12 protein-coding genes are annotated in these 13,790 nt (G+C 75.4%); 6 read left to right on the top strand and 6 right to left on the bottom strand.

Translation table 11 applies throughout. From position 1 onward, the window contains the following. Positions 1-128: 128 nt before the first annotated feature. Both AC07FY_RS05450 and AC07FY_RS05455 read left to right on the top strand, forming a co-directional pair. Complete coding sequence (locus AC07FY_RS05450) at positions 129-872, top strand: GNAT family N-acetyltransferase (protein ID WP_479001585.1); 744 nt, start codon at positions 129-131, stop codon at positions 870-872. Further along, the gene (locus AC07FY_RS05455; RefSeq protein WP_479000749.1) at positions 869-1,798 is read left to right on the top strand and encodes a lysophospholipid acyltransferase family protein; all 930 of its coding nucleotides are present in this window, start codon (positions 869-871) and stop codon (positions 1,796-1,798) included. The genes AC07FY_RS05450 and AC07FY_RS05455 overlap by 4 nt, the downstream gene beginning before the upstream one ends. Here the strand turns inward: AC07FY_RS05455 and egtD are convergent. Genes egtD through egtA form a run of 4 tightly spaced genes read right to left on the bottom strand, consistent with a single transcriptional unit; the run spans position 1,681 to position 6,045 of the window. Next, complete coding sequence (gene egtD, locus AC07FY_RS05460; protein WP_479001588.1) at positions 1,681-2,640, bottom strand: L-histidine N(alpha)-methyltransferase; 960 nt, start codon at positions 2,638-2,640, stop codon at positions 1,681-1,683. The two genes, AC07FY_RS05455 and egtD, sit on opposite strands and share 118 nt — an antisense overlap. 11 nt (positions 2,641-2,651) lie before the next feature. After that, a complete protein-coding gene (gene egtC / locus AC07FY_RS05465) occupies positions 2,652-3,428 on the bottom strand; it encodes an ergothioneine biosynthesis protein EgtC (RefSeq protein WP_479000752.1) in 777 nt (258 codons plus the stop codon). After that, positions 3,428-4,732 (bottom strand): ergothioneine biosynthesis protein EgtB, encoded by a 1,305-nt coding sequence (gene egtB / locus AC07FY_RS05470; RefSeq protein WP_479000753.1) that lies wholly within the window; start codon positions 4,730-4,732, stop codon positions 3,428-3,430. The genes egtC and egtB overlap by 1 nt, the downstream gene beginning before the upstream one ends. Continuing rightward, the gene (gene egtA, locus AC07FY_RS05475) at positions 4,729-6,045 is read right to left on the bottom strand and encodes an ergothioneine biosynthesis glutamate--cysteine ligase EgtA (RefSeq protein WP_479000755.1); all 1,317 of its coding nucleotides are present in this window, start codon (positions 6,043-6,045) and stop codon (positions 4,729-4,731) included. The genes egtB and egtA overlap by 4 nt, the downstream gene beginning before the upstream one ends. Positions 6,046-6,167: 122 nt before the next feature. Between egtA and AC07FY_RS05480 the strand changes: the two genes are divergently transcribed. Next, positions 6,168-7,031, top strand: coding sequence for a TIGR02452 family protein (locus tag AC07FY_RS05480; protein ID WP_479000758.1), 864 nt, complete (start codon positions 6,168-6,170; stop codon positions 7,029-7,031). A gap of 71 nt (positions 7,032-7,102) precedes the next feature. On the opposite strand, the gene AC07FY_RS05485 is transcribed toward AC07FY_RS05480, so the two are convergent. Both AC07FY_RS05485 and AC07FY_RS05490 read right to left on the bottom strand, forming a co-directional pair. Further along, positions 7,103-7,567, bottom strand: a complete 465-nt coding sequence (locus AC07FY_RS05485) for a type II toxin-antitoxin system PemK/MazF family toxin (protein WP_479000761.1) — start codon at positions 7,565-7,567, stop codon at positions 7,103-7,105. Between the two features lie 73 nt (positions 7,568-7,640). Beyond that, positions 7,641-9,017 (bottom strand): amidase, encoded by a 1,377-nt coding sequence (locus tag AC07FY_RS05490; protein WP_479001591.1) that lies wholly within the window; start codon positions 9,015-9,017, stop codon positions 7,641-7,643. 416 nt (positions 9,018-9,433) lie between these two features. On the opposite strand from AC07FY_RS05490, the gene AC07FY_RS05495 reads away from it, so the two are divergent. The 3 genes from AC07FY_RS05495 to AC07FY_RS05505 all read left to right on the top strand — a co-directional run bounded on the left by AC07FY_RS05495 (position 9,434) and on the right by AC07FY_RS05505 (position 13,568). After that, a complete protein-coding gene (locus tag AC07FY_RS05495) occupies positions 9,434-10,447 on the top strand; it encodes a LacI family DNA-binding transcriptional regulator (protein ID WP_479000764.1) in 1,014 nt (337 codons plus the stop codon). A gap of 205 nt (positions 10,448-10,652) precedes the next feature. After that, positions 10,653-11,852 (top strand): thiolase family protein, encoded by a 1,200-nt coding sequence (locus AC07FY_RS05500; RefSeq protein WP_479000766.1) that lies wholly within the window; start codon positions 10,653-10,655, stop codon positions 11,850-11,852. 276 nt (positions 11,853-12,128) lie between these two features. Continuing rightward, the gene (locus AC07FY_RS05505) at positions 12,129-13,568 is read left to right on the top strand and encodes an aldehyde dehydrogenase family protein (protein ID WP_479000769.1); all 1,440 of its coding nucleotides are present in this window, start codon (positions 12,129-12,131) and stop codon (positions 13,566-13,568) included. The last annotated feature ends 222 nt before the right edge of the window (positions 13,569-13,790 follow it).

Raw genomic sequence — 13,790 nt, forward strand, 5'->3', positions numbered from 1 at the left:
GCCGGGCCGCGCACCTGCCGGCCCGGCCCTCCGCGCCCGGATCAGGAGCCGCCGTGACCATCGCACCCCTGTCCCCGTCCCCCTCCCCGCTCGCCCCCGCCCCGGCCCCCGCCGCGACCACCCCCGCCCTGACCGCGGCCGCGGGCCCCCGCTACGCCGTACGCCTCGCCCGGGACGAGGCCGAGGTGCGCGCCGCCCAGCGACTGCGCCACCAGGTCTTCGCCGGCGAGTTCGGCGCCCGCCTGGAAGGGCCCGAACCCGGCCTCGACATCGACGCCTTCGACGCGTACTGCGACCACCTCCTGGTCCTCGACGAGGAGACCGGGCAGATCGTCGGCACCTACCGGCTGCTTCCCCCCGAACGTGCCGCCGTCGCCGGACGCCTCTACTCCGAGGGCGAGTTCGACCTCTCCGCCCTCGCCCCCATCCGCCCGGACCTGGTGGAGGTCGGCCGCTCCTGCGTCCACCCAGACCACCGCAACGGAGCCGTCATCGCGCTGATCTGGGCCGGCCTCGCCCGCTACATGGACCGCTCCGGGCACAACTGGCTCGCCGGCTGCTGCTCGATACCGCTCGGCGACGGCGGGGTACTGGCCGCGGCCACCCGCGAGGCCGCACTGACCCGCGCCCGCGCGCCCGAGGAGTACCGGGTCACCCCCCACCGCCCCTGGAGCCCCGAGGGCATCGCCTTCCCCGCCCGTACCGAACTGCCGCCGCTGCTGCGCGGCTACCTGCGACTGGGCGCCTGGGTCTGCGGAGAGCCCGCCCTCGACATCGCGTTCGGCTGCGCCGACCTCTACGTGCTGCTCTCCCTGCGCCGCACCGACCCGCGCTACCTCCGGCACTTCCTCTCGCTCGCCCCGGGCGCATGAGCGTCTGGATGCCCACCTCACCCTGCACCCCGAAGGCGTGCGCCGGCCACGCGGGGCGCACGGCGAGCATTCCGCTGGCGGTGCTCCGGCTCGCCGCCGCCCTCCTGCTGCTCCTCGCCGGCGTCCTCGGCGCCCCGCCGGTACGGATGCTCCCGGCCCGGTCCCGGCACGCCGCGGTGCGGGCCTGGTCGGCCGCGCTGGTCGGGGCGCTCGGCATGCGGATCACCGTGCGCGGCAGGCCGGGCCCGGACGGCGGCCACCTGATCGTCGCCAACCACATCTCCTGGCTGGACGTCCCGCTCGTCGCCGCCGTCCTGCCGTGCCGGATGCTCGCCAAGAGCGACATCCGGGCCTGGCCGGTCCTCGGCCGTCTCGCCGGCCGGGCCGGCACCCTGTTCATCGAACGCGAACGGATCCGCGCCCTGCCCGCCACCGTCGAGACCCTCACCCGCGCGCTGCTCGACGGCGATCGGGTGGCGGTCTTCCCCGAGGGCTCCACCTGGTGCGGGCGCGCCCAGGGCTTCTTCCGCAGGGCGGTCTTCCAGTCGGCGCTGGACGCGCGGGTCCCCGTACAGCCGGTCCGGCTCGCCTACCTGCGGTGTGACGGGGAGCCCGCCGGTGAGCCGGCCTTCGTCGGGGACGATCCCCTGACCGCCTCGCTGTGGCGGATCGCCCGGACCCGCGGGGTGCGGGCCGAGGTCACGCTGCTGCCGCGGATCCCGCCGGGCCGGCACGCGCACCGGCGGGACCTCGCGGCCGTGGCTCAGGCGGCGGTCACCACCGCCTCAGCCCTTCCCGGCCTCCCCGCTCAGCGCTCCGGGCCCTCGGCGACCGACAGGGACAGGGCGAAGCGGCCCGCGGCGTCCGTCCACCACTGGACCAGCTCCAGGCCGGCCGAGGCCAGTTCCCCGCGGACCCCCTCCTGACGGAACTTCGCGGACACCTCCGTCAGGATCTCCTCACCCTCCGCGAACGGCACCTCCAGGTCCAGTGCGCGGATCTTCACCAGCAGCTCCTTACCCGCCCGCAGCCGCATCTCGATCCACTCCCGCTCCCGGTTCCACACCGCCACGTGGCTGAAGTCGGCGGTGGGGAAGTCCGCCGCCAACTCCCTGTTGATCACGGTCAGCACGTTCCGGTTGAACTCCGCCGTCACACCCTGGGCGTCGTCGTACGCCGCCACCAGCACGGCCTCGTCCTTGACCAGGTCCGTGCCGACCAGCAGCATGTCGCCGGGCGAGAGCATCGCCCGCACGGAGTCGAGGAACTCCGCCCGCTCCGGCGGCAGCAGGTTCCCGATCGTGCCGCCCAGGAACACCACCAGCCGGGGCCCGGGGGAGGGCGGCAGCCGCAGCGCCCGGGTGAAGTCGGCGAGCAGGGCGTGCACCCGCAGCCCCGGATGCGCCGCCAGCAGCGACCGCGCCGCACCCTCCAGGGCGCTCTCGCTCACGTCCACCGGGATGTAGGTGTCCAGGGCGGGCATCGCCTCGATCAGGTGCCGGGTCTTCTCCGAGGAACCGGATCCCAGCTCCACCAAGGTCCGCGCCCCGCTCAGCGTGGCGATCTCCTGTGCCCGCTCCAGCAGGATCTCCCGCTCGGCGCGCGTCGGGTAGTACTCGGGCAACCGGGTGATGTCCTCGAAGAGTTCACTGCCGCGGGCGTCGTAGAACCACTTCGGCGGCAGCACCTTCGGTGTCCGCGTCAGCCCGTGCAGCACGTCCGCGCGCAGCGCCGTCTCCGCGGCGTGCTCGTCGAGGGTCCGGGTCATCTGGTAGTCGGTCACGGTCGCTCCTTCTCCCCCTGCGGGGTGTCCTCGAGGGGGGTCAGCTCGACCCGGGTACGGGTGGCGGTCAGCAGTGTCCGGTCGGGCACCTCGCACCAGCGGGTGTTCTCGTCGTAGGGCTCGGAGGCCACCACCATGCGCTCGGTCTCCGGATCGGCCAGATACCACAGCGAATCGCCCCAGGCCGTCGCCGCGATGGTCGCGCCGTCCGTCAGCAGCAGGTTCAGCCGTGAACCGGGAGCGGCCGCGGCCGCCTCCGAGACCGCCCCGGCCAGCGCCGCGCCGAGCGCCGCCCCGGTCCGCAGCCGGTGCAGGACCAGGGCCCAGAGCAGCGCCGAATCCGTGCGCGAGGCGAGACGGAGCAGCTCCGCGGGCGGCAGGCCGAGCGCCAGCGGAGCCACCGCTTCCGGCCAGTTCCGTATCGCGCCGTTGTGGCTGAACAGCCAGGGGCCCTCCGCGAACGGGGCCGCCGCGGCCTCCCCGTCCGCCCCGGGCCGGGTGGCGTCGCGCACGGCGGCCAGCGCGGCCCCGCTGCGCACCACGCGGGCGAGGTCGGCGAAGGTCAGGTCGGACCAGATCGGCCCGGCGCGGCGGTAGCGCGCGGGGACCGGATCGCCCCCCGCGTACCAGCCGACGCCGAAGCCGTCGGCGTTGACGGTGCCGCTGCGCTGGCGGCGCGGTTCCCAGGACTGGCGCACCAGTGAGTGCTCCGGGTCGGTCAGCAGCCGGCCCAGCGCCACCGTAGGTCCGAGATAGGCGAGATGACGGCACATCAGGCGTCCCTCGCGGTGCGGAAGCCCGAGAAGATCTGACGGCGTACCGGCAGGTCCCAGTTGCGGAAGGTACCCCGGCAGGCGACCGGGTCCACCGCGAAGGAGCCGCCGCGCAGCACCTTGTGCTCGGGGCCGAAGAAGACTTCCGAGTACTCGCGGTAGGGGAAGGCCCGGAACCCCGGGTACGGCAGGAAGTCGGACGCCGTCCACTCCCACACGTCGCCGATGAGCTGGCGCACCCCGAGGGGCGACGCCCCGGCGGGATAGCTGCCGACGCGGGCCGGACGCAGGTGGCGCTGGCCGAGGTTGGCGTGGGCCGGACCAGGATCCGAGTCGCCCCACGGGTAGCGCCGGGAGCGCCCGGTGGCCGGATCGTGCCGGGCGGCCTTCTCCCACTCGGTCTCGGTGGGCAGCCTGCGCCCCGCCCAGCGGGCGTAGGCGTCCGCCTCGTACCAGCTGACGTGCAGCACCGGCTCCTCGGCGGGCACCGGCTCGGTCACCCCGAACCGGCGGCGCAGCCACTGGCCGGCCTCCCGGCGCCAGAACAGGGGTGCCCCGATGCCGTGTTCGCGGATCTGGTCCCAGCCGGCCGCGGCCCACCAGCGCGGCTCGCGGTAGCCGCCGTCCGCGATGAACTCCTGGTACGCCGCGTTCGTCACCGGCACGGTGTCGATCCAGAACGCAGCCGTGTCACGGGTGTGCGCGGGCCGCTCGTTGTCCAGCGACCACGGTTCGGTCGAGGTGCCCATGGTGAACGGACCGGCCGGCACGAGAACTTCGGCCTCTCCGGGCGCTTCGTACGGGGCGTCGGGCTCCGGGGCGGTCAGCACCGCCGCGCCTCGACGGAGCTGATGGGTGATCAGCATGGTCTCGTCGTGCTGCTGCTCGTGCTGGGCGATCATCCCGAAGGCGAAGCCGTCGTCGAGCAGCGCGCTGCCCTCCAGCGGGATGCTCTCCAGCAGGTCGAAGACCCGGCTGCGCACCTCGGCCGCGTACCGCCGCGCTTCGGCCGGCGGGAGCAGCGGCAACCGCGGCCGTTCGGAGCGCGGGTGCTCGAACGCGTCGTACAGGGGATCGATCTCGGGGTGCATCGACGCGCGTCCGGCGACACGGCCGAGCAGCCACAGCTCCTCCTGGTTGCCGATGTGCGCGAGGTCCCAGACGAGCGGGGACATCAGGGGCGAGTGCTGAGCGGTCAGGTCGTGGTCGGTCACCGGGTCGGTGAGCGCGGCCGTGCGGGCCCGTGCGGCGGTCAGCGCGGCGGCCGCCCGCTCCCGCAGGCCGGGGTCGGGTGCGGTGGTCATCGGCGGGTTCCCTTCCCGGTGGCCGGGGCGTCGGCGGCGGTCGGCGGCTGGGGGGCGTCGTCGGCCGGGCAGCGGCCGCGCAGGACGAAGCGCTCGGTGAAGGCGGCGACCGTCCCCCGGACGTGGTCGCTCGCCCCGAGCCGGGGGAGCGCCTCGGCGGCGGCCCGGAAGCACGCCTTGGCGGCGGCCCGCAGTTCCGGATCGGCCAATCCGCGCCGGGCGGCCGACCGCCACAGCGGATTGCGGGGCGCGGGCTCGGAGCCGTAGGTGTCGGCGAGTGCCTTGGTCACCCGGTACGCGGTCTCCGCCGCCTCGGGATCGTCGAAGAGCGCGTGCACGACGGCCACCGGGACCAGCCAGCCGTCGTCGCCGGGCTGCGCGTCGATCATCCGCAGTTCCAGGTGTCCGCGCGGCCGCACCGGGGGGAAGAGCGTGGTCAGGTGGTACTCCAGGTCCTCCGCGGTGGGCGGCCGCAGCCCGGGGTGGACCGGGTCCCCTCCGGTGCGCGTCCAGTCGCGGAAGGTCATGCCGCGCGGCACCGCCCACGGCTCGCCGCCGAGGGAGCGCACGCACATCACCTCGGTGTCCAGGGCCTGCCGGGTCCAGCCGGTGCGCGGCGGGCCGTCCAGCGGCGGGGCGAGCGAGCGACGGCCGTCGATGTCCGCCCAGTTGCCCTGCCGGGCGCACCGCCAGCCGGCGTAAGGTCCGTCGCGGGCGGGGGAGTTGGCAAAAGCGGCCACCAGGACGGCGCCGAGCAGGTGCGCGAGTCGCCAGCGCCGGCTGTGGCCGAGCACGCCGGGCTCTTCGTACCCCGCGTCGACGCAGACCTGCACGGAGGCGGAGGCGCACATCATGGTGCGGCCGGCGGGGCCGGTGCGGTCGAAGTAGGTCTCCATCGCGTCGTAGCGCGGGCTGGTCAGCAGCCGGCGGTGGGGAACGCGCGGATCGTGGCCGTGGCCCTCCAGGAGCAGGCCCTGGGCGGCGAGGGCGGCCCGTACGGCGGTGAGGTCGGCCTGGAGGGCGTCCACGCAACCGCTGAGGGAGGTCGCCGGGGCCGAGCTGAGCTCCAGCTGGCCGCCGGGCTCGACGGTCACCCGCGAGGTCAGGGGGAGGGCGCCCGCGGCGGTGTGCGCGGCCCGCAGCCGCTCGGGTGACACCGGCCGGTCCGGCCGTTCGGCGTCCAGCACGAGCCATTCGAGCTCGGCGCCGAGGATGCGGGGCGGACCGGTCTTGAAACAGATGCCGTGGACGAGGTCCTCGGCCTGGCTCTCCGAGAGCGGATCGGGTGGGGGAGCGGGTGGGCTCTGGGGCATGACACCGGGTCCTCTTCTGCAGTCATCCGTCGCGATGCCGGTCGTGACATCACCCGTGCCTACCCCTCCTGCCGGCGCAAAATCCTTTTACCCGTAGGGCCTTCGGCACGCAGGATGCGGGTGTGAGCAGCAGACTGCGTGAGACGGCGCGGGAGAACGCGCAGATCGTGGCGGCCGGCGGGTACCGGACGCGGTCGGGACGGTGGGTCGACCTTGCCGCCGCCCTGGCGGAAGCCAAGGCCGGAACCAGAATATATGGACCAAACCCGGCCATTCCAGGCGAAGTGATCGCCGGTGTCGGGCGCGGGAGGATCGCCGGGGCCACCAGCGCCATCGAGGTCACCGGCGAGAGCAGTACGGCCGCGGCCCGCAGGCTCGCGGCGAGCTGCGCCCCGGTGGCCGTGCTGAACTTCGCTTCGGCCCGCAATCCCGGGGGCGGTTACCTCCGCGGCGCCAAGGCCCAGGAGGAGGCCCTGTGCCGCGCCTCGGCCGTGTACGAGACCTTGCTGGAGGCGCCGGAGTACTACGAGGTCCATCGGGCGGAGCGCAGCACCTTCTACACCGACCGGGTGATTCACTCGCCCGGGGTCCCGGTCTTCCGCGACGACCGGGGCGTGCTGTCGGAGGATCCGTTCCGGGTCGGCTTCCTGACCTCGCCCGCGCCGAACGCCGGAACGATCCGCCGCCAGGAGCCGGAGCGGGCCGCCGAGATCCCCGCGGCCGTGGTCCGGCGGGCCGGGCTCGTCCTGGAGGTGGCCGCGCTGCACCGCTACCGGGGGCTGGTGCTCGGCGCGTGGGGGTGCGGGGTGTTCCGACACGACCCGGCGGTGGTGGCGGAGGCTTTCCGCGGCCTGCTGCACGGGCGCTTCGCAGGGGTGTTCGACCGGGTGGTGTTCGGGATCCTGGACCGGAAGCCCGACACCCGGGAGGCGTTCGAGCGGGCCTTCGGGACGGCCGCCGGAGAGCACGGCTCCGCCTGCCCGTAGTCGCGCACGGCCCGGCTCCCTCGCACGGCTCCGCCGGGCCCGGGCCGGGGCGGAAGGGCAGGCCCTAGGTCCTAATGCCAGCCGTAGCGCTCGCGCAAGCGGCCGATCACCAGCTGGAAGCGGCCGCGGTCCAGCGCGCAGGCCTCGCGCCGCATGCCCCCCTCGTGCACCCGCAGGACCCGGTCGACGTCCACCCAGGACTCCCGCCCCGCGCCGTCCCACGGGCCGGTGCCGATGGGCACCCACTCCCGGTCCCGGTCGTGCCGCTTGCTGGACAACTGCACCGCGAGCAGCGTGCGCCCGCCCGGCTCCCGGGCCACGACCAGTACCGGGCGGTCTTTGCCGCGGCCGTCGTTCTCCTCGTACGGCACCCACGTCCAGACGATCTCGCCGGGATCCGGATCGCCGTCCGGGTCGGGCGCGTAAGAGGTCCGTACGGGCCCGATGGCCCGCGGATCGGCCTCGGTGGTGGCGGTGCGGCCGTCGCGGCCGGGCTGGTCGGCGGGGTGGTCGCCGCGGGGGGAGAGAGCCGTCATCCGGGTGAGGTTAACGGCTCGGGGATCCGCCCGCCGACGCCCGGTGGGGGCGGACGGCCGGGCAAGCCCGCGGCTACCCGCCCTCGACGTGCCCGGGCCACCTGCGGTCCCACCCCTCCACCGCCTCCACCTGCGCCGCGAGGGCCAGCAGGGTGGGTTCCGAGTCCGCCGGGCCCAGCAGTTGGGCCCCGATCGGCAGGCCGTCCTGTGTGAACCCGGCCGGGACGTTGACACCCGGCCAGCCCAGGACGTTCCACGCCCAGGCGTAGGGGCACGCGGCGATCATCGCGCGGTCCGTGGCCATCGCACCCAGGCCGGCCAGCGCCCCGATCCGAAGCGGCGCCGTGGCCGTCGTCGGGGTCAGGACCACGTCGAAGCGGCCGAACAGCTCCCCGACCCGCCGGCGCAGGACCGGCTCCGCCCGGCGGGCCGCCCGCAGCGCCAGGCCGCCCAGGATCCGGCCCGTCCGGACCGCCTCGTGCGTACGGGGGTCCAGCAGGCGGGGCTCCGGGACCCGCGCCGCCCAGTCCCGTACGCCGCTCGTCGCCCGGGGCACGAAGGCCAGGCCGATCGGGCCGTACCGGGGATCCTCGGGAACCACCTCGTGGCCCAGCGACTCCAGTCGCCCGGCCAGCCGCTCCACCGCCGAACGGACCTCGGGGTCCAGGGACTTGGGCGTCGCCGTGAACGGCATCGCGAACGACAGCGCGATGCGCAGGCGGCGCGGCGCGCGGCGGACCGCCTCGGTCGCCGAGATGGGCGCCGGACGGTGCAGGTCCGCGGGGTGCTGGCCGCTGGCGGCGTCCAGCAGCAGCGCCGCGTCGGCGACGGTGCGGGCCAGGACCCCGTTGACGGTGAGCCCGTGGAAGGACTCCGGGTCCGGCCAGGTGGAGATGCGCCCGCGCTGCGGTTTCACGCCGACCAGATGCGTCCACGCGGCGGGGATGCGGACCGAGCCCGCGCCGTCGGAGCCGAGCGCCGCCGGGACCAGCCCCGCGGCCACCGCGGCGGCCGAGCCGCCCGAGGAACCGCCGGGCGTGTAGGCCGGATTCCACGGATTGCGCGTGTCGCCGAAGGCCCCGCCCTCGGTGAACGGCCACTGGCCCAGCTCCGGCGTCTGCGTCTTGCCGACGATGACCGCGCCGGCCGCCCGAAGCCTGTGCACGGCTTCGCAGTCGGCGGTCTTGGCGGGGAAGTCGCCGGCGCAGCCGAAGGAGGTCGGCTCCCCGGTCACGTCCATGTCGTCCTTGACGGCGAGCGGAACGCCCAGCAGCGGCAGCCTCTCACCCGCGGCGAGCCGCCGGTCCGCGGCGTCCGCCTCCGCGAGGGCCGCCTCGGCGCGCACGGTCCGGAAGGCGTTGAGCCGGGGCTGGGCGGCCGTGATCCGCTCCAGTGAGCGTTCGGTCAACTCCCGTGCGCTGACGCTGCCCTCGCTGAGGGCGGCCACCATCTCCGCGAGACCCGAGAGCGCGCCGGAACCCGGGACGCCGGCGGAGCCACCGCACGGTGGAACGGTCGGCGCTGAACGATCGGACACCGCGACCACTCCCCTTACCCGTCGGTAGGGAGACCGTAGTGGGGAACGGCGCGGGATGACCAGATCCCACTTTCCGGCCATGCCGCGAACCCGTCGACGGCCTGGTGGCAGGGCACGTGCGCACCGCCGCCCGCTCCGGCCGGACGAGCGGGGCTTTCCGGCCATCCGCCGCCCCCGGGCCGTGACCGGTCTGGAAGGATGCCACGGCCATGCCCCAGTCACCGAAACCGCCGAAGCCGCCGAAACCATCCAAACCACCGGAACCACCGAAGAGAGCCGCCTCCGGGCCGGCCGAGCCGCCGCCTCCGCAGCCTGCACCGCCCCAGCCCGTGCCGACCAGCGCCGACGTGGCCCGGCTCGCGGGCGTGTCCCGCGCGACGGTCTCGTACGTCCTGAACAACGCGGAAGCCGTGCGCATCAGCGAGCCGACCCGCCGCAAGGTCCGCGAGGCGGCCGAAGAGCTCGGCTACGTGCCCCACGCCGCCGCCCGGAGCCTGCGGGCGGGCCGCACCCGGATCGTGCTGCTCCCCACCTCGCACGTGCCGGTCGGTCCGCTGTACAGCACCTTTCTCAATGAACTCCAGTGGGCGCTGCGCAGGCTCGACTACACCGTCGTCCAGTACGCCAGCCTCGGCCTCAGCGGTGACGAGGCCGCCCGCGCCTGGGCGGAGCTGCGGCCCGTGGCCGTGGTCTCGCTCGGCGAGATCACGCTCTCCGCGCACAACATCGCCACGCTCAAGCGGGCCGGCGCCCGCGCGGTGATCACCATGGGTCCCGCCGGCGTGCCCGGCGCGCACGCACTGGTCATGAACCAGGAGGAGGTCGGTGCCCGGGCCGCCGCCCATCTGATCGAGCGCGGCCGGAGGCGGATCGGCGTGGTCGTGCCCGAGGAGGACGGCCTGGAGCTGTTCTCCGCGCCCCGGCTGGCGGGGGCGCGGGCGGCCGCCCGGACCCGCCGGGAGACCGGAGGCGGGGGAGGCGCGGGAGCGGAGATCGAGGCCCTCCGGCTGGCCTACACCGAGGAGTCCGCCGCCGCGCTCGCGGCGCGCTGGCGCGCACTCGGCCTGGACGCGGTCTTCGCGTACAACGACGAGTACGCGATGCTGCTGATGCGGGCCCTGCAGGACGAGGGGCTGGACGTCCCCGGTGACGTGGCCGTCATCGGCGCCGACGACCTGCTCATCGGCCGGCTGCTGCGGCCCCGGCTGAGCACGGTGCGGATCGAGATGCCGGGCGGGGACCACCTGGCCTCGCTCGTGGACCGGGCGGTGCGCGAGCCCTCCGGCGCGACGCGGAGGCACGACCTCACGGCGGCCGCGGCCGTGCACCGCGAGTCGACCTGACCAGCCCCGGAACGGCCGCGGCCCGTCCGGGACGGCGGCCCCGGCGGCGGTCGCTCCCGGCGCGGCCGCCAGGGGGCCGTTGACAGCCGGTGACCTGCGGACGGAGACTGCGGGCGCGTCCCACCGGGCGCGCCCGGCGGCGTCCGCGGTACCCACACGCACACACGGCGCCGCCGCCCGTACGGATCCGCCCAGGAGCGAGCCCATGAGCATCCGCACCGTCCGCGACGTCTACGTCGTCGACGCCGTCCGCACCCCCATCGGCAAGTTCGGCGGGGCCTTCGCCGGAGTCCGGCCGGACGACCTCGCCGCGCACGTGGTCCGCGCGCTCGTGGACCGTACGCCCGACCTCGACCCGGCGCGCATCGACGACGTGGTCTTCGGCGACGCCAACGGGGCGGGCGAGGACAACCGCGACGTCGCCCGTATGGCGGTCCTGCTGGCGGGCCTGCCGGTGAGCGTCCCGGGAGTCACCGTCAACCGGCTGTGCGGATCCGGCCTCGAAGCCGTGATCCAGGCCGCCCGCACCATCGCGCTCGGCGACGCCTCCGTCGCCATCGCGGGCGGGGTCGAGTCGATGACCCGGGCGCCCTGGGTGCTGCAGAAGCCGGAACGCGCCTTCCCGGCGGGGCACCAGCAGATGTGGTCCACGACGCTGGGCTGGCGGATGACCAACCCGCGGATGCCCGCCGAGTGGACGGTCTCCCTCGGCGAGGGAGCCGAGCTCGTCGCCGACAAGTACGCGATCTCCCGCGAGGCGCAGGACGCCTTCGCCCTGGACAGCCACCGCAAGGCGGTCGCCGCCTGGGCCGCGGGCCTGTACGACGGCGAGGTCGTGCCCTACGGAGGCGTCGACCTCGTACGGGACGAGTGCATCCGGGAGGGTTCCACGCCCGAGGCCCTGGCCCGGCTGAAGCCGGCCTTCCGGACGGACGGCCGGGGTACGGTCACGGCCGGCAACGCCTCGCCCCTCAACGACGGCGCGGCGGCCCTGCTGTTGACCGACGAGGCGGGGCTGGCCGCCACCGGCCGGGAACCGCTCGCCCGGATCAGCGCCTCCGCCGTCACCGGCATCGAACCGCAGCTGTTCGGGCTGGGCCCGGTGGACGCCGTCCAGCAGGCCCTCGGCAAGGCCGGCCGCGGCTTCGGCGACCTGGCCGCCGTCGAGCTCAACGAGGCGTTCGCGGCGCAGGCGCTGGGCTGCCTCGCGGCCTGGCCGGAGCTCGACCCGGCCCTGGTCAACCCGCGCGGGGGCGCCATCGCGATCGGCCACCCCCTCGGTGCCTCGGGAGCCCGGCTGGCCGGCTCCGTCGCACACCAGCTGGCCGCGGCGGGCTCCGGGACGGGCCTCGCGGCACTGTGCATCGGAGTGGGTCAGGGCATCGCGCTCGTCCTGGAGCGGTAGCCCTCGACGGGACGGTCCGGGCCCCGGTCCCGCGAACGGTCCCGGTCCCGCGAACCGTCCCGAACCCGCGACGGCCCCGAACCCGCGACGGCCCCGAACCCGCAAACGGCCCCGAACCCGGCGCGGGATCGGGGCCGTCGATCGTTTCCGGTCACCGCTGCTCGGCAACTGCCTTATAACCGAACAGAGATGGCGCCTCCGGTCTGGCACGATGGCGCGTGCTGCCGCCCCCTCGCACCCCGGCCACCGCCCATCCCCATCCGGAGGCACCGCGCCATGCCGCTCCTCGATCCGACGCTCTGGCAGGACGGACCGCTCCTCACCGGGGGCCGCGCGCCGGTCGTCGAACCCGCCACCGGCCGCACCCTCGCCACCCTCGGCCTGGCCGCACCCGCCGATGTCGCGGAGGCCGCCGTACGCGCCCGGGCCGCGCAGCGGGACTGGGCGGGGGCGACACATCCGGAGCGGGCGGCCGTGCTGCGCCGCGCCGGGGACCTGTTCACCGCGCACGCCGACGAGCTGCGGGAATGGCTGGTGCGGGAGTCCGGCTCCATCCCGGGCAAGGCCGACTTCGAGCTGCACGTCGCCGCCCAGGAGTGCTATGAGGCCGCCGCGCTGGCCTCCCGCCCGGCCGGGCAGGTCCTGCCGAGCGAGGCGCCCCGGCTCTCCTTCACCCGCCGGGTGCCGGCCGGGGTGGTCGGGGTCGTCGCCCCCTTCAACGCCCCGCTGATCCTGTCCATCCGCTCGGTGGCGCCCGCCCTGGCCCTCGGCAACGCGGTGCTGCTCAAGCCGGACCGGCGCACCGCCGTCTGCGGCGGTCTCGCGCTCGCCGCCGTCTTCGCCGCGGCGGGCCTGCCGGACGGCCTGCTCCACGTCCTGCCCGGTGGCGCCGGCACCGGGGCCGCCGTCGTCGCCGACCCCCGGGTGCGGGTGGTGTCGTTCACCGGCTCCACCGCCGCGGGCCGCTCGGTCGGTGAACTGGCCGGCCGCCACCTCAAGCGCGCCCACCTGGAGCTGGGCGGCAACTCGGCGCTCGTCGTGCTCCGCGACGCGGACGTCGAGGCGGCCGTGGCCCAGGCCGCCTGGGGCTCGTTCTTCCACCAGGGCCAGATCTGCATGACCGCCGGCCGCCACCTCGTGCACGCCTCGCTCTACGACGAGTATGTGGAGCGGCTCGCCGAACGCGCCGAGGCCCTCGCGGTGGGGGACCCGTACCGCGAGCAGGTCCAGCTGGGCCCGCTGATCGACCGCGCCCAGGTGGAGCGCGTGCACGCCCTGGTGGAGGCCAGCACCGCGCAGGGCGCCAAGCTGGTCGCGGGCGGCGCCCACCGGGAGCTGTTCTACCGGCCGACGGTGCTGGCGGGCGCCGGCGACGACACCCCGGCCTATACCGAGGAGGTCTTCGGCCCCGTCGCGCCCGTACGGTCTTTCACCACGGAGGACGAGGCGGTGCGGCTGGCCTCGGCCGGCCCCTACGGGCTGGCCCTCGGGATCGTCACGCGGGACGCGGCGCGCGGGCTGGACCTGGCCGGGCGGATCCCGACCGGGATCGCGCACGTCAACGACCAGACGGTCGACGACGAGGCCGTCGCCCCGTTCGGCGGGGTCGGCGCCTCCGGCACCGGGGCCCGGTTCGGCGGCGAGGCCAACCTGGACGCCTTCACCGAGCTGCGCTGGACGACCCTGCGCCCGACCCCCGCCGGGCATCCGTTCTAGGCCCTGTCGTCGAAGTCCCGCCTGGCCCGCGACGCCCGGCACCGCACCTCGCCGCGTTGTCGGGGCGCCCGAGTACGTCCACTACACGGGCGCCCCTCCGCCTTGCGATGCACGGCACCGGACGCCGCGGGCCTGACCGGCGCCACTGTGACGACAAGACCTAGGTCGGGGGCGCGTCTTTCGGATCGGGCCGGATCAGCCCGCGGCGTCCGGCCGCGCGGA

Source organism: Streptomyces sp. NPDC045967 (assembly GCF_056430495.1).